20 protein-coding genes and 1 tRNA gene are annotated in these 25,600 nt (G+C 34.8%); 17 read left to right on the forward strand and 4 right to left on the reverse strand.

Annotated features, from left to right (window positions below; genetic code table 11):
• Positions 1 to 77: 77 nt before the first annotated feature.
• The 7 genes from FH779_RS17705 to lpdA (FH779_RS05795) all read left to right on the forward strand — a co-directional run bounded on the left by FH779_RS17705 (position 78) and on the right by lpdA (FH779_RS05795) (position 13,483).
• Positions 78 to 377 (forward strand): DUF6660 family protein, encoded by a 300-nt coding sequence (locus FH779_RS17705; RefSeq protein WP_394368126.1) that lies wholly within the window; start codon positions 78 to 80, stop codon positions 375 to 377.
• Positions 378 to 506: 129 nt separating this feature from the next.
• Positions 507 to 4,862: a CusA/CzcA family heavy metal efflux RND transporter gene (locus FH779_RS05770; RefSeq protein ID WP_180906352.1), complete on the forward strand. Its 4,356-nt coding sequence runs from the start codon at positions 507 to 509 to the stop codon at positions 4,860 to 4,862.
• Between the two features lie 5 nt (positions 4,863 to 4,867).
• Entirely contained in the window at positions 4,868 to 6,196 is a 1,329-nt protein-coding gene (locus FH779_RS05775) for an efflux RND transporter periplasmic adaptor subunit (RefSeq protein ID WP_083206661.1), read from the forward strand.
• Positions 6,197 to 6,214: 18 nt separating this feature from the next.
• Entirely contained in the window at positions 6,215 to 7,618 is a 1,404-nt protein-coding gene (gene lpdA / locus FH779_RS05780) for a dihydrolipoyl dehydrogenase (protein WP_180906353.1), read from the forward strand.
• 186 nt (positions 7,619 to 7,804) lie between these two features.
• Positions 7,805 to 9,994: a heavy metal translocating P-type ATPase gene (locus tag FH779_RS05785; protein WP_052217465.1), complete on the forward strand. Its 2,190-nt coding sequence runs from the start codon at positions 7,805 to 7,807 to the stop codon at positions 9,992 to 9,994.
• Positions 9,995 to 10,058: 64 nt separating this feature from the next.
• Positions 10,059 to 11,951, forward strand: a complete 1,893-nt coding sequence (locus FH779_RS05790) for an Nramp family divalent metal transporter (protein ID WP_038330947.1) — start codon at positions 10,059 to 10,061, stop codon at positions 11,949 to 11,951.
• A gap of 119 nt (positions 11,952 to 12,070) precedes the next feature.
• Positions 12,071 to 13,483 carry a dihydrolipoyl dehydrogenase gene (gene lpdA / locus FH779_RS05795; RefSeq protein ID WP_038330950.1) on the forward strand — a complete coding sequence of 471 codons (1,413 nt, stop codon included), beginning with the start codon at positions 12,071 to 12,073 and terminating at the stop codon, positions 13,481 to 13,483.
• Positions 13,484 to 13,730: 247 nt separating this feature from the next.
• On the opposite strand, the gene FH779_RS05800 is transcribed toward lpdA (FH779_RS05795), so the two are convergent.
• The 3 genes from FH779_RS05800 to hppD form a co-directional block, all read right to left on the reverse strand.
• Positions 13,731 to 14,141 carry an OsmC family peroxiredoxin gene (locus tag FH779_RS05800; protein WP_038330952.1) on the reverse strand — a complete coding sequence of 137 codons (411 nt, stop codon included), beginning with the start codon at positions 14,139 to 14,141 and terminating at the stop codon, positions 13,731 to 13,733.
• 104 nt (positions 14,142 to 14,245) lie between these two features.
• Positions 14,246 to 15,073, reverse strand: a complete 828-nt coding sequence (locus tag FH779_RS05805; protein WP_038331155.1) for an AraC family transcriptional regulator — start codon at positions 15,071 to 15,073, stop codon at positions 14,246 to 14,248.
• 102 nt (positions 15,074 to 15,175) lie between these two features.
• A complete protein-coding gene (gene hppD / locus FH779_RS05810) occupies positions 15,176 to 16,336 on the reverse strand; it encodes a 4-hydroxyphenylpyruvate dioxygenase (RefSeq protein ID WP_038330954.1) in 1,161 nt (386 codons plus the stop codon).
• Positions 16,337 to 16,693: 357 nt separating this feature from the next.
• On the opposite strand from hppD, the gene FH779_RS05815 reads away from it, so the two are divergent.
• From FH779_RS05815 to FH779_RS05855, 9 genes are all read left to right on the forward strand, one after another.
• Positions 16,694 to 16,915 carry a heavy-metal-associated domain-containing protein gene (locus FH779_RS05815; protein ID WP_038330956.1) on the forward strand — a complete coding sequence of 74 codons (222 nt, stop codon included), beginning with the start codon at positions 16,694 to 16,696 and terminating at the stop codon, positions 16,913 to 16,915.
• A gap of 40 nt (positions 16,916 to 16,955) precedes the next feature.
• Entirely contained in the window at positions 16,956 to 17,399 is a 444-nt protein-coding gene (locus FH779_RS05820; RefSeq protein ID WP_038330958.1) for a DUF3347 domain-containing protein, read from the forward strand.
• Positions 17,400 to 17,469: 70 nt separating this feature from the next.
• Positions 17,470 to 19,830, forward strand: a complete 2,361-nt coding sequence (locus tag FH779_RS05825; RefSeq protein WP_038330961.1) for a multicopper oxidase domain-containing protein — start codon at positions 17,470 to 17,472, stop codon at positions 19,828 to 19,830.
• Between the two features lie 166 nt (positions 19,831 to 19,996).
• On the forward strand, positions 19,997 to 21,193 hold the full coding sequence (locus FH779_RS05830) for an MFS transporter (protein WP_038330962.1): 1,197 nt from the start codon (positions 19,997 to 19,999) through the stop codon (positions 21,191 to 21,193).
• Between the two features lie 119 nt (positions 21,194 to 21,312).
• Positions 21,313 to 22,170 (forward strand): heavy metal-binding domain-containing protein, encoded by an 858-nt coding sequence (locus FH779_RS05835; protein WP_228388405.1) that lies wholly within the window; start codon positions 21,313 to 21,315, stop codon positions 22,168 to 22,170.
• A 105-nt stretch (positions 22,171 to 22,275) separates the two neighbouring features.
• Entirely contained in the window at positions 22,276 to 22,497 is a 222-nt protein-coding gene (locus tag FH779_RS05840) for a heavy-metal-associated domain-containing protein (RefSeq protein WP_038330965.1), read from the forward strand.
• Positions 22,498 to 22,658: 161 nt separating this feature from the next.
• Positions 22,659 to 23,489: an RteC domain-containing protein gene (locus FH779_RS05845; RefSeq protein WP_038330969.1), complete on the forward strand. Its 831-nt coding sequence runs from the start codon at positions 22,659 to 22,661 to the stop codon at positions 23,487 to 23,489.
• Between the two features lie 435 nt (positions 23,490 to 23,924).
• A tRNA-Arg gene (locus tag FH779_RS05850) sits at positions 23,925 to 23,998 on the forward strand.
• A gap of 149 nt (positions 23,999 to 24,147) precedes the next feature.
• Positions 24,148 to 24,453, forward strand: a complete 306-nt coding sequence (locus FH779_RS05855) for a hypothetical protein (RefSeq protein ID WP_180906354.1) — start codon at positions 24,148 to 24,150, stop codon at positions 24,451 to 24,453.
• 379 nt (positions 24,454 to 24,832) lie between these two features.
• Here the strand turns inward: FH779_RS05855 and FH779_RS05860 are convergent, their stop codons facing one another.
• Positions 24,833 to 25,084: a hypothetical protein gene (locus FH779_RS05860; RefSeq protein ID WP_180906355.1), complete on the reverse strand. Its 252-nt coding sequence runs from the start codon at positions 25,082 to 25,084 to the stop codon at positions 24,833 to 24,835.
• Between the two features lie 101 nt (positions 25,085 to 25,185).
• Between FH779_RS05860 and FH779_RS05865 the strand changes: the two genes are divergently transcribed.
• Complete coding sequence (locus tag FH779_RS05865; protein ID WP_180906356.1) at positions 25,186 to 25,587, forward strand: hypothetical protein; 402 nt, start codon at positions 25,186 to 25,188, stop codon at positions 25,585 to 25,587.
• Positions 25,588 to 25,600: the final 13 nt, after the last annotated feature.

Below are 25,600 nucleotides of genomic sequence, written 5' to 3' on the forward strand. Positions count from 1 at the left end.
GGATTATCAATCAATTAAAGTTTAAAATTAGAGAGGTGAAAATATTTGTATTTATATTCAGTGTTTATATGTTAGGGATGTCAATACTTCCCTGCACAGACGCTTTGTATGAATGTACAGCAAATAACAACCAGTTAGTAGAAATTGGACTATCACATGAAGATAATCATAAAACGGAACACAAAGATTTTTGTAGTCCTTTTTGTTCTTGCCAATGTTGTGGAACCATTACTGTAGCTATTTCGGATTTCAACATAACCGAAGTAGTATCCCCAAAACTTAAATTGAACGCTAAACAAAAGGTTTCTCTTAGAAATGTAAATCTCTATTCCCAATACTCCGGGAGCATATGGCAACCGCCAAAGATTAATGTTTAAAAAGTAATTACTAGTCTTTTCTCTTGCGCTTGTGAAGAATATTTCTTCGTGTGCGTCAGTAAAAATTATTGTACTATCATTTTAAATGATAGAAATCGTATATACTTTAAATATTAATACTAATCAAAAATGTTAGATAACATAATTAAATTCAGTATCAAGAATAAGCTCATTATTGGAGTAATGACTTTGCTGCTGATAATATGGGGCGTATGGAGTGCTACAAAACTTCCTATAGATGCCCAGCCTGATATTACAAATAATCAGGTACAAGTTATAACTCTATGTCCTACTCTAGCGGGGCAGGAAGTTGAACAATTAGTTACATTTCCAGTAGAGCAAAGTATTGTCAATCTTCCTGATGTGGAAGAGATACGAAGTATTTCCCGTTTTGGACTTTCAGTCGTTACCGTTGTTTTTAAGGATGAAGTAGACATCTACTTTGCTAGACAACTAGTTAATGAGAAATTGAAAGAAGCTGAGGAGCAAATTCCTGAGGGTGTAGGCACACCGGAACTATCCCCTGTTAGCACTGGCTTAGGTGAAGTGTATCAGTATATACTACATCCTAAAAAAGGTAGCGAAGACAAATATACCGCTATGGATCTGAGAACAATGCAAGATTGGATTGTTGCTCGTCAACTATATGGAACACCAGGAATTGCTGAAATCAATAGCTTTGGAGGGCTGCTGAAGCAATATGAAGTTTCTGTCAATCCAGATCGTTTAAGAGCTATGGATGTGAGTATTTCCGAAATATTTTCTGCATTGGAAACTAATAACCAAAATACAGGAGGTGCATATATTGACAAGAAACCCAATGCATATTTTATTAGAGGTGTAGGTTTGGTAAACACACTTGAAGATGTAGGGAATATTGTTGTAAAGAATATTTCAGGAGTTCCTATACTGGTAAAAGATGTAGCAGAAGTACGTTTTGGTAATGCCATTCGTTACGGTGCGCTCACCTACAACGGAGAGGTAGATGCTGTGGGAGGAATCGTCATGATGCTCAAAGGAGAAAACAGTGCCAAAGTGGTAGAACGTATTAAGGAGAAAATTCCGACAATACAACAATCTCTACCAGACGATATCGTTATCGAACCTTATCTCGACAGAACAGACCTTGTTGGACGTGCCATAGATACGGTTGAGAAAAATCTTATAGAGGGAGCTTTAATTGTAATTTTTGTCTTAATTCTGTTTCTAGGTAATTTAAGAGCTGGTTTAATTGTCGCTTCTGCTATTCCTTTGTCAATGCTATTTGCATTAGGTATGATGAGATTGTTTGGAGTGAGTGCCAATCTGATGAGTTTAGGAGCTATAGACTTTGGTTTGATTGTGGATGGTTCTTTGATTGTAGTGGAAGCAACAATGCATCATCTAGGGCTTAGAAAATCAAATAAGAGACTTACACAGGGAGAAATGGATGAAGAAGTGTTCGATTCTGCAAGAAAAATACGTACAAGTGCGGCTTTCGGAGAAATCATCATTCTTATTGTATACATCCCAATATTAACATTAGTAGGGATCGAAGGAAAAATGTTTACACCAATGGCTCAAACAGTCAGTTTTGCAATTATTGGAGCTTTAATTCTTTCATTCACCTATATCCCTATGATGAGTGCACTGTTCTTGTCAAAGAAACCTATCACAAAAAAGAACCTGTCAGATAAAATGATGGATTTCTTAAACAAAGTGTATCAGCCCCTTTTAGAAAAAGCTATTAGATTAAAATATGTAGTGATAGGATCAGCGGTAGGTTTATTTGCAATCAGCTTATTCTTATTTTCCCGAATGGGTGGTGAATTCTTACCGAAACTAGGTGAAGGAGATTTTGCAATGCATTGTATTCTACCTCAAGGGACTTCTTTAAGTCAAAGTTTGGAGACATCTATGCAAGCGTCTCGAATTCTGAAAGAATTTGACGAAGTTAAAATGGTGGTAGGAAAATCAGGTGCCGGTGAGATACCTACTGATCCGATGCCTCCGGAGGCTACAGATTTAATGGTCATTCTTAAGCCACAAAAAGAATGGAAAGAAAAAAAATCTTATGATGAGCTTTCAAACGAAATGATGGAAAAACTAGAAAGTATCCCAGGGGTTTTCTTTGAAGCTAATCAGCCTATTCAGATGAGATTCAATGAATTAATGACGGGGATTCGTCAGGATGTGGCAGTGAAAATTTTTGGAGAAAATCTGGATTCTCTATTGGTGTATGCTAATAAAGTTAATACTATAGTACAGACAATTCCGGGAGCGACTGCGCCACAAGTAGAAAGAGTGGATGGACTCCCTCAAATCAACATTGATTATGATCGGGCGAGAATTGCCAACTATGGTTTAAAAATTCAAGATATTAATGACATTGTGAGTACTGCCTTTGCAGGAAAAGCAGCAGGTGTAGTATATGAAAATGAGCGAAAATTTGATCTGGTAGTTCGTCTGGACAATGAGCACAGAACCTCTATAGAAGATGTAAGTAATCTATTCATACCAACGCCTAGTGGAGAACAAATTCCGCTTTCTCAAGTAGCTGATGTCAACTATAAATTAGGTCCAGCACAAATAAGCCGTGAAGACGGAAAACGTCGTATATATGTTGGCTTTAACGTTCAGGGAAGAGATGTTGCAAGTGTGGTGAAAGATATTCAAGACAAACTCGCTCAAGAAGTGAAACTTCCGAGCGGCTACTATGTAACGTATGGTGGTCAATTTGAAAATTTACAAAAAGCAAGCGATCGTTTACTCATCGCAGTGCCGATCTCACTTCTTCTAATATTTGTACTTCTTTACTTTACATTCCGTTCACTTAAAGAAGCGGCACTTGTATATGCTGCAATACCTATGAGTGCCATAGGTGGAGTATTTGCATTGTTGTTGAGAGATATGCCATTTAGTATTTCAGCCGGAGTTGGTTTTATTGCTTTGTTCGGTGTGGCGGTACTAAACGGAATCGTACTTATAGCAACATTCAATAGGTTAGAAAAAGAAGGTTGGGATGACATAGTTGCACGGGTAATTGAAGGAACCAAAACAAGGTTACGTCCTGTTCTAATGACGGCATCTGTTGCCAGTTTAGGTTTTCTTCCTATGGCTTTAAGTACCAGTGCGGGAGCTGAAGTACAAAAACCTCTTGCTACCGTAGTAATTGGCGGGCTGATTTCAGCTACAGCATTAACACTCTTTGTTCTTCCGCTACTGTATTTGGTATTTATGAAAACAAATAAAGCAATGAATAATAATAAAATTAAATCGATAACTCCAATAATATTATTGGGCATATTTTTAGGTCTCTCACAAAATATTCAAGCACAAGATATTTCCGCAGATAAAGCTGTCCGAATTGCATTAGAAAATAATTCAGGAATTAAATCTAAAGATTTAGACGTAAGGGCAGCTGAAAGTCTGAAACGAACAGCTTATGAATTACCGAAAACCGAACTAAATATTCAATACGGAAATAACGAAGGATTTGAATATAATGATGGAGTTATGATTTCTCAAAACATTCCTTTTCCCACACTATTTGGAGCAAAAAAGGATCTTATTAAAGAAGAAATTAAAAGCAAAGAATGGGCAAAGGCTCTTTCAGAAAATGAATTAAAGAAGCAAGTACGTACCTATTATTATCAGTTGGAGTATCTTGAAAATAATGCTAAAAAACTTCAATACCTTGATAGCATTTATCTTGATTTTATAAGAGTAGCTAACTTGCGATATAAGACTGGTGATATTGGTAAAATTGATGTAAGTACAGCAAACACTAAACGAGGTGAAATCAACCTTCTTGCTCAACAAAATGAGGTATTAAGAAAAAATGCATACCTGAATTTAAAAAATCTAATGCAGATTGAGGAGGATTTCACCATCGAAAAAGCACTAGAATATAAGCCTGTATTTATAAGTGACATAATAGATAATGATGCTGTTAGGAATCATCCAAGTATTCAATCTCTGTATCAAGAAGCACTTGTTGCTGAAAAAAGTAAAAAGGTAGAAAGAGCGAATGGATTGCCAGACTTTACTTTAGGTTACAGCAATATCTCATTGATTGGTGAACATAGCAAAAATGGTGTAGAAAAGTTTTATGGAAGAGGTCAAAGATTTGGATTTGTCGATGTAGGAATTTCTATTCCAATTTTTACAACCACAAGATCAAGGGTTCGTTCGTTGGAAATTCAAAAAGAATCTGCAGAAATGAATGCGCAATGGCAGGAAAATGTTTTGAAAACAGAAATGAAAAATGCCATGACTCAATATGAGCAAAATGTGAGTCAGTTTAATTATTTTATTGAACAGGCAATTCCGAATGCAGAAGAAATTATAAATGCTTCACGTTTGGGATATAGCACAGGAGACCTTTCTTATGTAGAATATCTGTATGCCGTTCAAACAGCTACTGATACCTATTTAAACTATCTTAAAAGTATACAGCAAATAAATGAATCTGTGATTGTTATCTATTCATTAACAAATAAATAAACAAAATGAAAGTCAATATAATAAAAGTAACATCGGTGTTAAGTATTATTCTAGCATCCTTATTTTTGATATCATGTGGAGGTAAAGAGCATAAAGAAGGAGATGGACATGACCACTCTACTTCCCAAGAATCATCAAAAGAAAGTCACTCAGAAGAGGCTGAAAATATAGCAACGTTAACTGAAGACCAGATAAAGACGGCAGGAATTGAATTAGGAAGTATTGAGCAAAAGTCTCTAACGGCATCTTTAAAAGCCATCGGTAAACTTCGGGTTCCGAATAAGAGCAAAGCTAATGCAACTTCCTTGTTTGGTGGAGTTATTAAAACCTTAACTGTTGAACTTGGTGATTATGTAAGAAAAGGTCAGGTGATTGCAACTATCTCTAACCCTCAGTTTGTTCAGTTACAAGAAGAATACTCTTCCATCCAAAGCAGAATAACGTTTGCAGAACAAGAGTTAGAGCGTCAGAGAGAGTTGAACGAAGGAAATGCAGGAGCTAAAAAGAACTTACAAAATGCTACTGCAGAATTAAGTACTCTAAAAGCTAGAAAAGCTTCATTACAGCAACAAATTCAGATGATGGGAATTAACCCCAACAATATTGCTAATAATAATTTTCGTTCAAGTCTAACGGTAACAAGTCCAATTGATGGTACCATCAGTGATGTATTTGCAAAAATTGGAAGTTATGTGGACGTTTCCTCGCCTATTGTTGAAATTATTAATAATAGCTCTATTCATTTAGATTTACAGGTTTTTGAAAAAGATCTTCCATTAATCAAGGTAGGACAGAAAATTAACTTCACTATTACTAATAATCCGCAAAAAAGCTATGCCGCTAAAGTAACTACTATAGGATCATCTTTTAGTGGAGAAAGTAAATCAATTGCTGTTCATAGTGAAATTATTGGAGACAAATCAGGTTTAATAGATGGAATGAATATCACTGGGCTCGTAAGTCTTGATGATGTGTTGACTTCTGCTGTTCCAAATGAGGCAATTGTGGAAGCGGATGGTAAATACTACATATTTATTAAGACAGATAAGGAACCGGAAGAACATAATGAGGGAGGTCATGACGATCATGGTCATGGTCATGATGAAGGAGAAGCAACACATGGGCATAAAAATGAAAAAGAAGCTTCTGAGCATGCTACCCAAGCAGCACAGAAATTGAATTTTGAAAAAATTGAAGTAGCAAAGGGTACTTCAAACATGGGATATACAGCTATTACTCCGGTTAAAGAGATTCCACAAAATGCTCAGATTGTAACTAAAGGTGCTTTTTTTATTAATGCTAAGCTTAGTAATACAGGTGGTCATAGCCATTAACATAATTTAAAAAAAATCATGAAAAATAATTTTGATGTAATCATTATCGGATCTGGACCAGGTGGCTATGTAACCGCAATCTGTTGTGCTCAATTAGGCTTAAAAACAGCTATTATCGAAAAATATGCAGTACTTGGAGGAACTTGTCTAAATGTAGGATGTATTCCTTCAAAAGCAATGTTAGACAGTTCTGAGCGGTACCATGAAATCAAGGATAACGTAAATGTTCATGGGATCTCTGTTGATAATTTGCAAGTTGATTTGGAAAAAATGATTGCCAGAAAAGCAGATGTTGTTTCTAAAATAAACGGCGGTGTAAGTTATCTGATGAAGAAGAATAAGGTTGAAGTATTTCAGGCAACGGGATCTTTTGTGGATAAAAACACCATTCTTCTGAAATCCGAAAACGAAGAAAAAACAATTACCGGTAAAAATATCATTATAGCGACGGGCTCTAAGCCCGCTTCGCTTCCGGGAATTGACATTGATAAAAAAAGAATCATCAGTTCTACCGAAGCGTTGGTTTTAAAAGAAATTCCGAAACATCTTATTGTAGTTGGTGGTGGTGTAATCGGAATGGAATTAGGTTCGGTTTACGCAAGATTAGGAAGCAAAGTAACCGTACTTGAATATACAGGAGGAATACTTCCGAGTATGGACAAAAAAATGGGAGTCGAACTTCAAAAATCTTTAAAAAAGAATTTAGGTTTTGAATTTTTGCTAAATCATAAAGTTACCGGAGCAACCAATAATGGTGATAATGTAACCGTTACTGCCGAAGATAAAAACGGTAATACCGTAGCAATTGAAGGGGATTATTGTCTAATGGCAATAGGTAGAAAACCTTATACAACAGGTTTAGGTTTGGAAAATGTTGGAGTTGAATTGACTCCACGCGGACAGGTTGCCACCGATAGCAATCTTGAAACCAATGTAAAAGGAATCTATGCCATCGGTGATGTTGTTGTAGGACCTATGCTTGCTCACAAAGCGTCTGAAGAAGGTGTTTATGTGGCAGAAATCATCGCTGGGCAAAAACCTCACATTGATTATAATTTAATTCCTGGAATTGTTTATACCAGTCCTGAAGTTTCAAGTGTAGGGAAAACCGAAGAAGAGCTGAAAACTGAAGGGAAAAATTACAAAGTAGGACAATTTCCTTTTTCTGCATCAGGAAGAGCTATCACAAGTGGTAAAACAGAGGGTATTGCAAAAGTCTTGACAGATGCGGAAACGGATGAAATTTTAGGTTTTCACATTATTGGTGAAAGAGCCTCTGATTTAATAGGTGAACCGACTGTAGCAATGGCATTCAGAGCTTCAGCAGAAGATATTGCACGCATTTCGCACGGGCATCCAACGTATTATGAAAACTTGCGTGAAGCTTGCCTTGATGTTGATAAGATAGCTATTCATATTTAAATGAAAATTCTACAAGCCTTAATGTTTTTTTAGTAGCAAATTAAGGCTTGTATCAGTTTTTCGGGGAGTCTGAAAAGCAGTTTTGTATTTGCAACCAGGTTCCCAAATTTAGATTATAATTTTGCTGTACAAATAGGAATTAGTTAAAAACGACTACTAATACAGTTTACTAAAAAAATAATAATTATGTCAAAAATATGTTGCAGCACCGATGATGGTGGCCTGGATCTTACGGGTAAAAAACCGCACAAACATAAATATGATACTCAAGGTAATCAGTTGTGTTGTGTGAAAACAGAAAAAATTTATAAAAATGCCGGTGCGGCAGATTTGTTGAAAGATGTCAATCACGACGATCACGACCATAGTGGACACGATCATGGCGATGGTGATGGACACGATCACGGTAGCCACGACGATCATGACCACAGCGGACACAATCACGGAAAGAAAAAAGGCGGACACGATCATAGCGATGGCGACGGGCACGACCATAGCCACGATTTAGAAGATAAAACAGCTCTTCAGTTGTTTACTCCGGCAATCATTTCATTGGTATTGCTATTGGTAGCCATTGGTTTTGATAATTACTTTCCACAAACTTGGTTTACGGGTTGGGTAAGGATTATTTGGTATGTAGTTGCTTATATTCCAGTAGGTTTACCTGTTATTAAAGAAGCGATTGAAAGTATTCGTTACAAAGATTTCTTTTCAGAGTTTTTCCTAATGAGTATAGCCACTATTGGTGCATTCGCTATTGGGGAATATCCAGAAGGTGTTGCAGTAATGTTGTTTTACGCCGTAGGTGAAGTGTTTCAAACACTGGCTGTATCAAGGGCAAAAGGCAATATCAAAGCACTATTAGACCAAAGACCTGACGAAGTTACTGTTTTAAAGGACGGAAAAGCAACCATTATTCAAGCAGAAGATGCGAATATTGGCGATATTATCCAGCTAAAGCCTGGAGAAAAAGTAGGATTAGATGGTGAATTGGAGTCAGAAACGGGATCTTTTAACACGGCTGCCTTAACAGGAGAAAGTAAGCCGGATACCAAATCAAAAGGTGAAACGGTACTGGCAGGAATGATTAATTTGAATACAGTTAGTCAGATAAAAGTTACAACAGCTTACACGGACAGTAAACTGAGTAAGATTCTGGAAATGGTTCAGGATGCAACTGCACAAAAAGCACCTACCGAATTATTCATTCGAAAATTTGCAAAAGTATATACACCTATTGTTACTTTCCTTGCTATCGGAATTGCATTGTTACCAGCATTGTTTGTTTCCGAGTATGTGTTCAGTGAATGGTTGTATCGTGCTTTAGTATTTCTTGTTATTTCCTGTCCTTGTGCCTTGGTTATTTCTATTCCACTAGGTTATTTTGGAGGTATAGGAGCTGCGAGTCGCAATGGAATCTTGTTTAAAGGATCCAATTATCTTGACATTCTAGCCAGTGTTAAGAATGTGGTGATGGATAAAACAGGAACAATGACAGAAGGTGTTTTTAAGGTTCAGGAAGTGATTTTAAAACCTGAATTTGACAAAACTGAAATTCTGAATTTGGTAAACGCGATAGAAAGCCATAGCACACATCCTGTTGCGACAGCTATCTATAATTATGTCGGTGAAATAGATAATAATATCAAGCTAGAAAATACCGAGGAAATAGCCGGTCATGGTTTAAAAGCGACTGTAAATGGTAAAGAATTACTGGTAGGTAACTTCAAATTATTAGATAAGTTTAATATTAACCATGATGCTGATACCGCAAATATTGTTTATACCGTAATTGCAATAGCATATGGCGGAAAATTCGTGGGTTATTTGACCATTTCCGATAGTATTAAGGTAGATGCTAAGATTACAATAGACAAGTTGCGTAGTATGGGTGTAAGAGCAGTTATGCTAAGTGGAGACAAGAGCGCTGTAGTCGAACATGTAGCTGGACAATTGGGGATTGATAGTGCCTACGGAGATTTATTACCGGAAGACAAAGTAAGTAAGGTTAAAGAAATAAAATCCAGAAATGGCAGTGTAGCTTTTGTTGGAGACGGTGTAAATGATGCGCCTGTTATTGCGTTGAGTGATGCTGGGATTGCAATGGGAGGATTAGGTAGTGATGCCGCTATTGAAACGGCTGATGTTGTCATTCAGGATGATATGCCGTCTAGAATTCCAATGGCTATTAACATCGGTAAGCAGACCAAGAAAATTGTTTGGCAGAATATTATTTTAGCCTTCGGGGTTAAAGCAGTTGTTCTTATTCTTGGTGCAGGCGGGCTGGCTACCATGTGGGAAGCCGTATTTGCAGATGTAGGTGTAGCTTTATTAGCTATTCTAAATGCGGTTCGAATTCAAAAGATGAAGTTCTAACTAAGAAGCTAGACTGCCGCAAGAAATCTTGCGGCAGTTTTTTTATCCTAAAAATATTTGTGAAATGGCTAAAAAACAATCACAATCTTCATTAAGCGAAGTACATAATTCTGTAGACACGACTGTTCCTGGTCAATCTCGCTGGCGAAGAGTTTTGGCTTTTTTTGGACCGGCTTATCTTGTCAGTGTTGGATATATGGATCCGGGCAACTGGGCAACAGGCTTGGCCGGTGGTAGCCAATTTGGCTACTCATTACTCTGGGTTTTAGTAATGAGTAGTATTATGGGCTTGTTGCTACAAAGCTTGTCTGCAAGGTTAGGGATCGTTCGAAATAGAGATTTGGCTCAAGCAAACCGGGAAACTTATCCTAAGAAGGTCAATTTTGTATTATATATACTTGCTGAAGTCGCTATTGTTGCGACAGACCTTGCAGAAATATTGGGGATGGCAATTGGTTTACAGTTGCTCACGGGAATGCCTTTGATTTGGGGTGTTGCTATTACAGCCTTGGATACATTACTGTTGATGACTTTGCAAAAATGGGGAATGCGCAAGCTCGAAGCCTTTATCATCGGTTTGATATTCGTTATAGGAATGTCGTTTCTTGTACAAATATGGGTAGCTGACCCTAATGTAGATGAAATTGCAACAGGACTGATACCACATATACAGAATGATACTGCATTGTACATTGCTATCGGTATTATCGGTGCAACGGTAATGCCACATAATTTATACCTACACTCTGCACTGGTGCAGACACGTAAATTTAATCGTGATGATGCCAGTATCAAAAAAGCAATTAAGCTCAATTTTTGGGATAGTGCCATTGCTCTAAATATGGCATTGCTTGTAAATGCAGCTATATTAATTCTTGCCGCTACAGTTTTTTATAAAACCGGACGTTCCGACGTGGCAGAGCTAAAGCAGGCTTATGAATTACTGCCACAGCACCTCGGAAGCGATTTTACAGCAAAACTATTTGCTGTAGCTTTGATTGCTGCCGGACAAAGCAGTACCATTACGGGTACGCTTGCCGGACAAATAGTAATGGAAGGTTATCTACGCTTTCGAATGAACCCTTTGTTGCGAAGACTTATCACAAGGTTACTTGCCATAGTTCCAGCGGCTTTGGTAATTCTCATTAATGGTGAAGGTAATGTCGATAGCCTGCTTATCTTCAGCCAGGTAGTGTTAAGTATGCAATTAGGTTTTGCGGTCATTCCTCTTATCCATTTTGTGAGCGATAAAAAGACAATGGGCAAATTTGCCATCAAGCCCGTAATAAAAATAGCGGCTTGGATTATAACCATCGTACTGGTATATCTCAACTCCAAACTATTGGTAGAAGAGGCTATCACTTTCTTTGCTACTTCAGGTAATATAGTCTGGAAAGGATTAATCATTTTGGGTGGGATTGGTTTTATGATCTTGTTGGTATATACCACATTATATCCTTTGTTTAGCAGAAAAGCGTTTTGTGAAATAACACCGCATGATAAACCTGAACCTTTGCAATTAAAATTTTATGCTTCATTTAATAAAATTGCCATTACTGTCGATTTCAAACAACTTGACCAAAAGGTTATCAACTATGCTATTACACAAGGTGGAAAAGATTGTACCTATACACTTATACACGTTGTAGAAAGTGTTGCCTCTGCCTCCCATCTTCAAGATAGTACAGATGAAGAAACGGTAAAAGATCGCGAATTTTTGGACGAATATGTAAAACAACTACAACAACAAGGCTATCATGCAGAAGCAAAGCTTGGTTTTGGAAAAACAGCCGACAGCATTGGAGAGATTGTAAATAAATCCGGGGCAGAGCTTATTGTAATGGGTGCACATGGGCATAAAGGATTAAAAGATCTATTGTATGGTGCAACGATAAATCAAGTACGCCATTTAGTAAAAATCCCAGTACTGGTTATTCCAGCAATAAAAGACAATTAGAAAGATCAGAAATCAGTAAAAATCATAAATTAAACAAAAAATCGTACAATAATCGTAAATGTTATTTTAAATAGCTTTAAAGAAAGATTTAATAAGGTTTAACCGTAAAAAGTAATGCTATGACATATGATGTAATTATTTTAGGAAGTGGTCCAGGAGGCTATGTAGCAGCTATTAGAGCTTCACAATTGGGGCTTAAAACAGCCATTGTAGAAAGGGAAAGCCTAGGAGGAATTTGCTTAAACTGGGGGTGTATTCCTGCAAAGGCTTTAATGAAATCCGCAGAAGTATTTGAATATCTTGCTCATGCAGAAAACTATGGAGCAAAGGTAGATGGGTATTCTGCAGATTTTGCTGCCATTATAAAACGAAGCCGCGGTGTTGCTGACAAAATGAGTAAAGGCGTTCAGTTTCTGATGAGAAAGAATAAAATTGATGTCATTAGCGGTGTTGGTAAAGTTATCTCCAAAAATGAAATAACTGTTAAAGTATCAGACGGAAAAACAGCAACTTATCAGGCAAAATACATCGTTCTTGCTACAGGTGCACGAGCTAGAGAATTGCCAAATCTTCCAATAGATGGCAAAAAAATCATTGGCTATCGTGAGGCAATGGTATTACCTGAACAACCCAAATCCATTATCATTGTGGGAAGTGGAGCGATAGGTGTAGAATTTGCCTATTTCTATAACAGTATAGGTACTAAAGTGACTGTAGTGGAATACTTGCCTCGTATTGTTCCTGTGGAAGATGAAGATATTTCGAAAGAATTGGAAAAATCATTTAAGAAAAAAGGAATTGAAATAATTACCAATGCTTCTGTAGAAAAAGCAGATGTTTCAGCTACGGGAGTAAAAGCTACAATTAAAAAGACGGATGGTAGTGGCGAACAGGTATTGGAAGCGGATATACTGTTAAGTGCTGTAGGCATTGTAACAAATCTTGAAAATATTGGTATTGAAGAGTTAGGGATTAAAACAGAGCGTGGAAAAGTGCTGGTAGATGAAGGGTGTAAAACCAATATAGATAATATATATGCAATCGGCGATATTATTCCTGGCCCTGCATTGGCTCACAAAGCGATGAAAGAAGCTGTAATTTGTGCCGAAGCTATAGCTTTTAAAGAAAGTAAATACGACCATCAACCAACGCCTTTAGATTACGGAAATATGCCAGCATGTACCTACACCGGACCTGAAATTGCTTCAGTTGGTCTTACCGAAAAGCAGGCACGTGAGGCGGGAATGGATATTAAAGTAGGCAAATTTCCATTGATGGCAAGTGGTAAAGCGAGTGCAGTAGGTGCTACTGATGGTTTTGTAAAAGTGATTTTTGATGCCAAGTATGGAGAATGGATTGGTACGCATATGATTGGCTATAATGTAACGGAGTTGATAGCTCAAACCACAACTGCGCGTAAATTGGAAACAACATGGCACGAGCAATTGGATACTATCTTTCCACATCCAACTATGAGTGAAGCCATAAAAGATGCTATTGAAGATGCCTTAGGTGAGGCAATACATCTATAAATACAAAATACTATTTTACATTTATCTTTAAATTGATTGATTATGAAAAACAGACTAAACTGTTGGAAGTGCGTACTGTTACTGTCTTCACTTCTCGGATTGTTGATAAAGATCTAAAATTCAGATTTGGTAATTTTTAAGAAGGCAGATATTTTCATCTGCCTTTCTTCTATCTATTAATTCAATTATTAAAAAAGTCACGGAATATAAAACGTGACTTTTTTAATAAGAATAAACGAAATTAGTCTTAATTTAGTGTAGCTACTAGTGAAACCTCTAATTTATAAGCTTTTCCTACCGGACACATAGCTTTTGCTTGTTCAGCATAGTTTAAAAATTCTTCTTCATTCAAGCCTGATATTTTTGCATTTAGCACCAAATCAGAGTTCGTAATATCGAAGCTGGTTGCTGTTATTGTACAAGATGTTTCTAAAGATTCTGCCTCAATCCCTTTGCTTGTAAGTATATAGTTTAACGTCATTGTATAACAGGCAGCGTGTGCTGCGGCCATCAATTCTTCTGGATTTGTAGCGGTATTTTCTCCTTCAGATTTATTGTGTTTAAAAACACTGCTTCCAATGGCTGAATGTGCCGCATCGAAATTACCGCTTCCATTTTTAAAATTACCTTGCCACTTAGCTGTTACTTTTGCTTTCATTTTTAAATTTGTTTTAAATTACTTGACAAAAGTACTATCTAAAAAACGTGTCATCAATGCATATACTTCATTCTTAATAGGACTTTTTTCCTTCAACGAACTCTTTAAAGACCGTTTCGGAAAGAAAGGGGTGGTAGACCCGTTTGAGATTTGAAAAATCGCACAAAATAGGAGTAGTCTTCATACCCGAGATAATCAGCAATTTCTTTAATGCTTAAGGTTGTATTGGCAAGTAACCTTTTAGCCTGAAGAATAATTCTTTGCTTAATAATGATGCTTGGTGCTACCTGTTTTTCAGATACAATTTTTTTATTGAGGTTTTTAGGTGTGATATTCAGCATATTTGCATAGTCAGAGACATTATGGTGCTTTCGATAATGAAGCTCGACCAATTGACTGAATTTTCTGGCTAACTCCTTATCATATGAAATGATTTGACTGTCATTATTTGATTTTATTAAAGTTCTGGTTGCTGAAATGATTATTTGTTTGATGTATGTTTTTATCATTTCTTCAGCCCAAAAATCTTTTTGATTAATTTCTCTTTTTATAGACGAGATTAGTTTTAAGAAAAGTATGTCCAGATTCGTCGACAAATTTAGATAAGGCATCTCGAATACATTATCAAAAAGGAGCCCGTCACAGGCAAGCTCTTTATCATGGAAAGCTATGCAATAAAAATCAGGATTGAAATAAATAATACTTCCTCTAGATTCCTTGGATATTTGAAAATGCTGACCAATACTGAAGAAAAGCAAGACGTTTTCTGTAAAGCTGTACTCTACGAAATCCACAATAATGCTACCGTTTTTCTCCATATAAATGATTTTATAGTAATCTTCCAGCAGCGTATTGCTATTTATCCTATTTCCAGATTTATCATCAAAATCCAGATATCCTATCGATTGGTTTTTATTTAATCCGGCATCCATTTTTTCTCTATCTATGAATATTTGTTCCAACGTTTGTCCCAATAACAAAGCCCTGTTTTTTTAGGGCTTTGTATATATTAAACTAAAATTACACATTATACATTACAAGGTACCTCTGCGTTCCTGTTCTCTTTCAATTGATTCAAAAAGAGCCTTGAAGTTTCCTGCACCAAAACCTCTAGCTCCCATTCTTTGAATAATTTCGAAAAAGAATGTAGGCCTATCCTGAATAGGTTTTGTAAATATCTGTAACAAATAACCTTCTTCGTCAGCATCTATCAGAATTCCCAGTTTTTGCAATTCATTTAAATCTTCCTTGAAATTGTCGGCATGAGCTTTGATGCGATCAGGTATAGCATCATAATATGCCTGTGGCGGAACGGATAGGAACTCTACACCTCTTTTTTTCATTTCTTCTACCGTTTTAATAATATCATCGGTAGCCAAAGCTAAATGCTGTACACCGGCGTCTTCATAAAAATCCAAGTACTCTTCTATTTGAGAACGCTTTTTACCTTCAGCAGGCTCGTTAATCGGGAACTTAATTCTTCCATTACCATTTGCCATAACTTTTGACATTAGGGCAGAATATTCAGTAGAAACCTGTTTATCGTCAAAAGATAAGAAATTAACAAATCCCATTACATCTTCAAACCATTTTACCCATGTATCCATTTCGTTCCATCCTACATTTCCAACCATATGATCAATAAATTTCAGACCAACAGGTTCCGGATTATAGTCTGATTCCCATTTCGTAAATCCAGGTAAAAAGATTCCTTTGTAATTTTTACGTTCTGTAAACATAAAAACCGTTTCACCATATACAAAAACACCCGCTTGTATTGCTTCTCCATTTTCATCTTTAGTAACGGTAGGCTCCATAAATGGCTTAGCTCCACGTTTGGTAGTTTCTTCAAATGCACTTTTGGCATCCTCCACCCATAAAGCAACTACTTTTATTCCGTCTCCATGTTTTTTCACGTGTTCCCCGATTGGAGAAGAAGAGTTAAGTGCAGTGGTCAATACAATACGGATCTTGTCTTGTTTTACCACATAGGATACCTTGTCTTTTACTCCGGTCTCTAATCCTGCATAAGCTTCAGATTGGAATCCATAAGCCGTTTTGTAATAATGCGCTGCCTGAAGAGCATTACCTACATAAAATTCTACATAATCAGTTCCTAATAGTGGAAGAAAGTCTTGTGCTCCTTCAAATATTTTTTCTAAACCGTATTCAACGCTTTTTAATTTATTTGTCATTGTTTTTTATTTTTATAATATGATTTTGATACATGATTTGTGTACACTGGATGAAGTGTAGTTGTATTTAGAACTTGTATCCCAGCTATAACATAGCACGATGCAAAACCGAAAGAAAGGTTTTGATAGACATTTTATAATTAGTTAGTGTTATTCTTTGGTAAATTTATTTCACTTATTTATAACAAACATTATAATCAGTAAAAGTCATAAAACAAACCAGAAATATTACAAGTGGAACTATTTTTGGTAAATAATCAGTAAATGTCATAAATCAAACAAAGAATATCACAACCAATATTACCTGTTATCTTATGAACTTTGTACTCAAGAAATACAATTAAAAAGTTCAAAACAATGGAAAGCAAAAACCTTCAATTCAAGACAAACCTTAACTGTGGTAACTGTGTTGCTAAAGTACAGGGTGATTTAGATAGCGCTAATGGTATCAGCGAATGGAATGTAGATACTGCAAATAGTGATAAAATCCTTACGGTAAAATCAGAAGGAATTAGCGAAGACGAAATCGTTACAATTATTAAGAAAAAAGGGTTTAAAGCCGAACCTATTTCACAATAATATAATAAGCAATTCATTAATCATAAAAAAGAGATAAAAAATGAAAAAGTTAATAATAGCAATAACCGTAATGTTGTTTGGATTTTCTGCTTTTGCACAAAACACAAGCAATCTGTTAAACAGTTACATCAGTGTAAAAAACGCTTTAGTAAGTAGTGATAGCAAAGCAGCGAGCACCGCAATTTCGGTTTTCAACGATGCAGTAAAAGGTGAAGATAATTTTTCACAGAAAACCGATCTATTAAAAGCTACAGAAAAATTAAACAAGGCTGGAAACAATATTGAAAAGCAAAGAGCAGCTTTTAACGATGTTTCTACTATAATGTGGAAACTGGTAAAGTCGTCCGATAAAGTAAATCAACCTGTTTATTATCAGTATTGTCCTATGAAAAAAGCATATTGGTTGAGCAAAGAGAAAGATATTAAAAATCCTTATTATGGTTCATCAATGCTTACTTGTGGTAAAGTTGCAGAAACTAAATAATAAAAACCTTTAAGGCATTGCTCAGGGAACAATGCCTTTTAATATTTGTATAACCAATGCGATTTTTAAAATGAATAATAAAAAATTTCTTCACAAAAAGTTGTTGCTGCTAACTCTGTTAGCGCTCTTCATATCACAGGTCGGTATAGCCCAAAAAGTAGTACGTTACGATTTGTATGTAAAAGATACCATCGTAAACTATGCAGGCAAAGAAAAAAGAGCAATCGCTGTAAATGGGCAAATACCAATGCCAACACTTGAATTTACTGAAGGCGATACGGCAGAAATAGTGTTACATAATCAACTTAAAGAAAGTACCTCATTGCATTGGCACGGATTATTTCTGCCCAATAAAGAAGATGGCGTTCCTTTTTTAACGCAAATGCCCATTGAACCTGGTGAAACCTTTACGTATCGTTTCCCTATTATTCAAACGGGAACGCATTGGTATCATTCTCATTCAGGATTGCAAGAGCAGATTGGTATGTATGGGAGCTTTATCATGCATAAGAAAGCTGATGATAAAACATTTAGAAAAGGGATTGACGATTTGCCAGAAATACCCATTATGTTAAGTGAATGGACAAATCTTAAGCCGGAAAATGTTCATCGCATGCTACATAACGCAAGCGACTGGTTCGCTATACAAAAGGGAGCAACTCAAAGTTATGCGGAAGCTATTCGTACAGGAAATTTCAAAACAAAACTGAAAAATGAATGGAAACGTATGATGGCGATGGACGTAAGTGATGTTTACTACGACAAAGTATTGATGAATGGAAATCATTTGACAGATTTGAAATCGATAGATGGTAAATCTCTGAAAGCAGGTGATAAAGTACGTTTGCGCATTTCTAATGGAGGTGCATCGTCCTACTTCTGGTTAAGATATGCTGGTGGTAAAATGACAGTGGTGGCTAGTGATGGAAATGACGTAGAACCTGTAGATGTTGATCGTCTAATAATTGCGGTTTCAGAGACGTATGATGTGGTGGTTACCATTCCTGAAAACGGTAAAGCTTATGAGTTCATGGCTACAACAGAAGATCGTACCCAATCTACCAGTTATTTTATCGGGAATGGAGAGAAAACAATGGTTGGTGCCATGCCTCGTCTTAAATATTTTGAAGGTATGAAGATGATGAACGATATGATGAAAATGAATGGAGACCTTGATGATATGGGAATGAATATGAGTTGGAATCAAATGGATATGAATGTCGTTATGTATCCAGAGATTACGGGCGAGGAAAAGAAAAAAGGAAAGAAAATAGACGAAGCAATGGATCATAGCAAAATGGATCATGGAGATATGAACATGAAGCAAAGTGCTGAAAAAACCGATCATAGTCAAATGAACCATGGTGAGATGAATATGAATGAAGATCCAAATCGCTATAATGCGAATGCATTAAGCGAGATTGTAACGCTTAATTATGCCATGCTGAAATCTCCAAATAATACTGAACTACCTAAAAATGCACCCGTAAAAGAATTGAAGTTTACATTGACCGGAAATATGAACCGTTATGTATGGAGTATGGATGATAAAGTACTATCTGAAAGCGATAAAATACCTGTAAAGAAAGGCGAAGTATTGCGCATTACACTCTATAATAATTCGATGATGCGACATCCTATTCACTTACACGGATTCGATTTTAGATTACTAAACGATAAAGGAGAAAACGCTCCGATGAAAAACATCATTGACATTATGCCGATGGAAACCGATACCATTGAATTCCTCGCAAATGAAGAAGGTGATTGGTTTTTTCATTGTCATATATTGTATCACATGATGGCAGGTATGAACAAAGTTTTTGCTGTGGGTGATTATAAAAACCCTTATTTGCCCAATAAGGATAAAGCCTATAAAATGTTACAGCGTGAAAGTAATATGATCCATTTTATGGCTCAGAATGATTTTGCGACCAATGGTAATGACGGTGAAATGATGTTTATGAATGCTCGATATAGTTTGGGTACAGAATGGAGATTAGGTTACAATGATATGCACGGTTACGAAGTGGAAACTCATTTTGGTCGTTATATAGGAAAAATGCAATGGTTGATGCCTTTTATTGGTTTCGACTGGCGTTATCGTAAAATGGGAATGGATGAGCATGAAAAAAATCTTTTTGGACAAGTAAATAAAAAAGATAAACGAGGAGCATTTAGTCTTGGTGTTATGTATACCTTACCTATGTTGGTTAATGTACAAGCGGAGGTATATCACGATGGTATTTTTCGTGTTTCGCTAATGCGAGAGGATATACCTCTTTCCAAAAGATTGCGAGCAGGGTTTATGGTAAATACGGATATGGAATATATGGCAGATTTGCGATATATCCTTACAAGACATATCGGTGTGAGAACACATTATGATAGCGATATGGGCTTTGGAGTAGGTTTATCAGTTAATTATTAATATTAACAACAAAGGGAAATAAAAAACGGTTATTACATTACGTCATAACCGTTTTTTATTTTACACAAGTACGGAATAATCAGTAAACCTCATAAATCAAACAAGAAATATCACAACAAGAAGATTAAACTAATTTGACAATTTTGTATTGTAAATTTTTAAGATTATGACAGCTAAAATAAAATGGAATAATGTATACCTCTTGTTTTTATCACAAGCATTATTTCAGACCGCATCGATATTAGTCATTACACTTTCAGGAATTGTAGGAATGGTTATGGCTTCTGATAAAAACATGTCAACCATTCCAGTTGCGATGATTACAGTTGGCGCAGCAGCTATGATGATTCCAGCGTCAATAATTATTAAAAATTTAGGTCAAAGGAAAGCCTTTATGATTGGAACATTGATAGGCGTTCTTGCTGGCTTAGTTTCTTGGTATGGAATTGTTCAGAATTCGTTCTGGATTTTTGCTATTGGAAATATGTTGATTGGCGCTTATCAAGGGTTTTCACAGTATTATCGTTTTGCGGCTGCAGATTCTGTGCCGGATAATGCAAAGAGTAAAGCCATTTCTTTTGTGATTGCCGGAGGTGTCGTTGCAGCATTTGCGGGACCTAATTTGGCAAGATTTACACAGCATTTGGGAAGCATGCCTTATGCATATTCTTTTTTTTCTATTGTACTTTTAAGTGTCTTGGCATTTGGAGTAGTTTCGTTACTTAAATTTCAAGCAAAGCCGGTAGCTCGAAATAATGAATCTTTAAAAAAAGGTCGTTCATTAAAAGAAATTTTCAAAAGTAAAGATGCCGTTTTAGCTGTGCTTTCATCAGCTACAGCTTTTGCGGTGATGGGAATGTCTATGACGGTTACGCCTATTGCAATGCATGGTTTCGGTCATAGTTCTGATGATTCGGCAACTGTAATTCAATGGCATGTGTTAGGTATGTTTTTGCCCTCATTTTTTACAGGCATCCTCATTCAGAAATTTGGAGTTTATAGAATCATTACAACTGGATTGTCGATTTTGTTTCTCTATATTTTCATTGCTCTTTCTGGTACCGATTTTACACATTTCGTATCGGCATTATTTATTGTTGGTTTAGGTTGGAACTTCTTGTTTATTGGTGGATCCGCATTATTAACACAAGTATATAGACCTGAAGAGAAAGAAAAAACACAAGCATTTCATGACTTCACGGTTTTTGCAGTAATCAGTATTGCCAGTTTTTTTGCAGGAAGTTTATTTAATAATTGGGGCTGGAATGGCATTAATATTGTTTTAATTCCAATGCTTCTTATTACATTAATTGCGGTAATTAAAATTACAATGACAAATAAGAGCGCGCACGAGAATCAGTAAAAATCACAATTATCTTCCAAAAAATCGTAACTAATAAAAACGAAATAATAAGGAACTTTGTAATTAGAAAAGAATCAAGTTATAATATCAAAATAATTAACGTTTTAAAAAAAAATATTATGAATACACAACATCAATCCAGCAGCGAAAATATATTTATTTGCCCTATGCACCCAGAAGTCAAAGGGAATAAAGGTGATAAATGTTCAAAATGTGGAATGAATTTAGTTCCAGAAAATAAAGGAACAGCAAAACATTTTGATGTGATTATATCTTCTGAACCTGAAGTTATTGAAGCAGGGAAATCGACGCAGTTTAAAATCATTGTAAAGAACGAAGATAAAGTTGTGTCATTAGAAGAAGTACATGAAATGAAAATGCATCTTCTAGTTGTGAATGAAGAACTAACTTGGTTTGACCATATCCATCCCATTGAACAAGAAGACGGTTCTTATCTTATTGATGAAATATTTCCAACTGCTGGGGACTACTTATTTTTTGTAGATTATAAGCCTGAGAACGAGGAAGGGAATGTTTACAAACATTCGTTAAATGTAGTAGGAAATACTACAGAAATAGCACAGTTAGATACAAATGCAAAATTTGAATCGGAATCAGATGGTTATACTGCCAAATTATTGAATGGTGCAGATTTGAAAACAAATACAAGCCAGCCATTGCAATTTGAGATTCTAAAAAATGGTAACAAGATTAATGACGCTGAATTGCAAAACTATTTAGGAGCAAAAGCTCATATTGTAATGATAAGCAAAGCTGAAAAAGAATTTTTGCATATTCACCCAATGTCTAATGAAAGTTATCAGATTTATGCAGAAACACTGATCAAGAAACCAGGTTTATATAGAATGTGGATGCAATTTAAGATTAGTAATAAAGTGCACACTGTAGATTTTACGGTACATGTTGCTGAGGGTAACAAAACGAGCGAAGGTCATAATCATCATCACAAACACTAAAAAAAATCAGTAAAAATCGTAAATCAAACAAGGAATATCATAATAAAAAAAATAAGAAAATACAGAATTTTGTAGTATAAATATACATTATAAATAAATTAAAAAATGGAAAATAAAGAATTTCAATTCAAGACAAACCTTAATTGTGGAGGATGTGTATCAAAAGTAAAAGCAGATTTTGACAGTGCGGAAGGTATCTGTGAATGGAATGTAGATACAGCTAATAATGATAAAATCTTAACTGTAAAATCAGAAGGAATTACAGAAGATGAGATCATCGCTATCGTTAAGAGAAAAGGATTTAAAGCAGAACCTTTAGCAGAGTAATTTATCACTCTATATTTTATCCTGAGAGTGATAATGGATAGTATTCTTTTAAATAATTGTACTATCGCAATTTAAAATGAGGTAATTTATTGTAGGATGCCTGCAATTATTACCTCATTTTATTTTTTATGCCAGTTTTTAAATTTAAAATCCTTGTTTTAATGATAGATTATTGCCATTCTTTGATGAATGAATTGGATGATAGAATAACTGAACTGACTTACGAGCATAGCAATAACTCGTTAGAGTTGTATGAAAATGCTATTGTATTAGTTTTACAAAGGCTTGATTCGGCAAAGGAATATGTCAAGAAAAAAGGATTCAAAGATGAAGATGAAGAAATATTCTTTTTCAAACAACTTAAACCTCAGTTAGTTTCAAAATTGATATATTTAAATTCTATATATAAAATTGAAACAAAACGGCCCAGAGGAGGTGATAAAATTATTAAACAATATCTCAATCTTGAGCTTAGTAAGATCAAGCGTTTTTTTGATGCTAATTTGGAATTTTATAAATACTACAGAACTAATAGCACCCATTTAGATAAAAAATACTTTATCAGAGGAAATCATGATATAAAATTAAGCTTAGATACTTATTATTTTGAAGCAGATCATAAATTTGCAACCTCACACGATTATAAAGTAGCTAAAATTATTGCCAACGATTTAATACAGGTATATCTTGAAGACCAATTGAATAACAATAATAAAAAACATATATCAAAAAATTTAAGTTTAAATTGGACTGGTAGTAAAACAGCTTTGGTTGAGTTAATCTATTCTCTACATTCCAATGGTTCAATTGAAAATGGTAATATTGATATTAAGGTTATAGCAAAAACATTTGAGAATATGTTTAATATTGATTTAGGAGACTTCTATCATTCTTATTTAGAATTAAAAGGAAGGAAGATAAATCGAACCAAATTTCTCGATAGTCTTCGCGATGCACTTATCAAAAGAATGGATGAGCAGGACGAAAAATGAAAACAGAGTTTAAATGTGTGACATTTCATACACTAAATGAAGTTATGTATGTATAGTTATATAAAAATTAAATGCTGTAAATACAATTTACTAAATTATTACCAATAACATTTTTAGCGTTTATAGAACTCATATTATTTGCAAATACTGATTAAATTAATCTTTTATGCTTTAAAATTGTCTTATAATTTTAATTAAAGTATTGGCATAGAGTTTTTTATAAATTATTTCGAAATTTTCGCAACGAAATTGTTGCTTTGTATTACTATAAATGCATATTTTTGCACCGTTAATAAAAAAAGATAAAGTTCATTTACTTGAATTTTCTATGATATTAAAAGTCAATATCGGACAACAACAGTTTTAAATCATTAATAAAATGGTTCGAAAATTGTCCCGACAGGACGACGAATTTTAGTAATAGAATTTTGGATTGGTCCAGTAGCTCAGCTGGATAGAGCAACTGCCTTCTAAGCAGTAGGTCTCAGGTTCGAATCCTGACTGGATCACAATCTAAAGAAAACCCATACTGATTATCAGTATGGGTTTTTTGTTTATTACTGCTTCAATACAATCAAATTTTAAGCAAAATTGTAAATCACTATTTTCAGTGAGATGCTTTCTGTAAAGTTTACTTATTTTTATTCAAATAAATTGTATGAATCAGCCAACCAAAATCAACATATCAAGAGTATTTATAGGATTGACAATATTCTTCTTTCTATGCTTTATTGTTATGTATAGTATTGATGGAACTGAAATAGCAAGAAATCAAAATTTTATGTTCGATTTTATAGCTATTACTGGATTTGGGTCTTTTATTTTATGTCCACTTTTTTCAGTAATATCCATTATTTTTAACTATAAAAATAGGATATTATATCTTGTATTACTTTTAAGTTTTATTCCTTTTTTTGGAATTTTAAAACTATTTGAAGGTGCTAATTTCGGAGGAAGTTTTTAATAAATTTTCGTCTTTTATTGATTTTTCAAAAAACGAAGATTCATAAAGATACTAAAAAGTTAGAATAATTATAAAAAAAACATTTTTTGTGTCCGTATTTGTCCTATCATTATTTATTCAATTAGTAAAAAGAAAAATTCTTTTTTATGCCTCTATTTATCATCGTTTTGAGCGATATGAATTTTTAGTTGTTTTTTAGTTTGTTCGATTGTTGTTCGACCATTCTTCGACCGTTGTTCGACGAAACGGCATTTTCGTCGAACAACGGTCGAAGAAACCTCGAAGGAAAGTAGGAGAAAAAATGTAGAATTCTATTTTTTCAACAATGGATATTGTGTTGTTATTTAATTGTGTTTTTAGAGAAAATTATTTCAGCATATTATTGTAAAAAATCTTTTCCTTTTTCACTCAATTGTTTAAAGTTAATTGCAGGAATAGTTGGATTCAATTCAGATTTGAAATTGGTAACACTTGGCGTTTCAAAAAAATCTAATTCGTATAAACCATCTTCCACAAATTGACAATCATCGGTTAAAATATAGATTTTAGGAAAACTTGGTTTTCGTTCAATTTTTACTTTTTTGATGTTATTTTGATCCGTAAAAACTTCTCCTTTCATTGTGTTTGCCATTGTTTCTTATTTAGACAACAAATTTCTTAATAAAATTGAATATTAAAAAAATCAATCCGTAATATTCAAAATATTTCTACCTTCGTTACAAATAAAACCACGTGAAATATACAATTCAAGCAATACTTTTGTTTTTCTTTTTAGGATTAATAAGTTGTTTACCAACCAAAACAGTTACCGAAACTAAAGTTGTGACTCCAGAAATTAGCGATTTGTCGGGTAAATGGAATATAAATGATGGAGGAGATTACATTATTTTTGAAGATGCAACCAAAAAGATGGTGATGAAAACGGCTTGCGGAATAATTACGGCTGATTATACCAAAATAAATCAAGCAATAATTTTTAATCATTTAAAACAAGTGAATTCTGATTGCGAAATTCCTCAAAATTTGATTCAAAATTTGCAAAAAACTGCATATTTTAAAGTAAAATCATCAAATCAAATTACTTTTTATGATGAAGCTCATCAAGAAAAGCTAACTTTGAAATTAATAAAGTAAATCGCCAAGAAAA

Source organism: Empedobacter falsenii (assembly GCF_013488205.1).
GTDB classification, from domain to species: domain Bacteria; phylum Bacteroidota; class Bacteroidia; order Flavobacteriales; family Weeksellaceae; genus Empedobacter; species Empedobacter falsenii_C.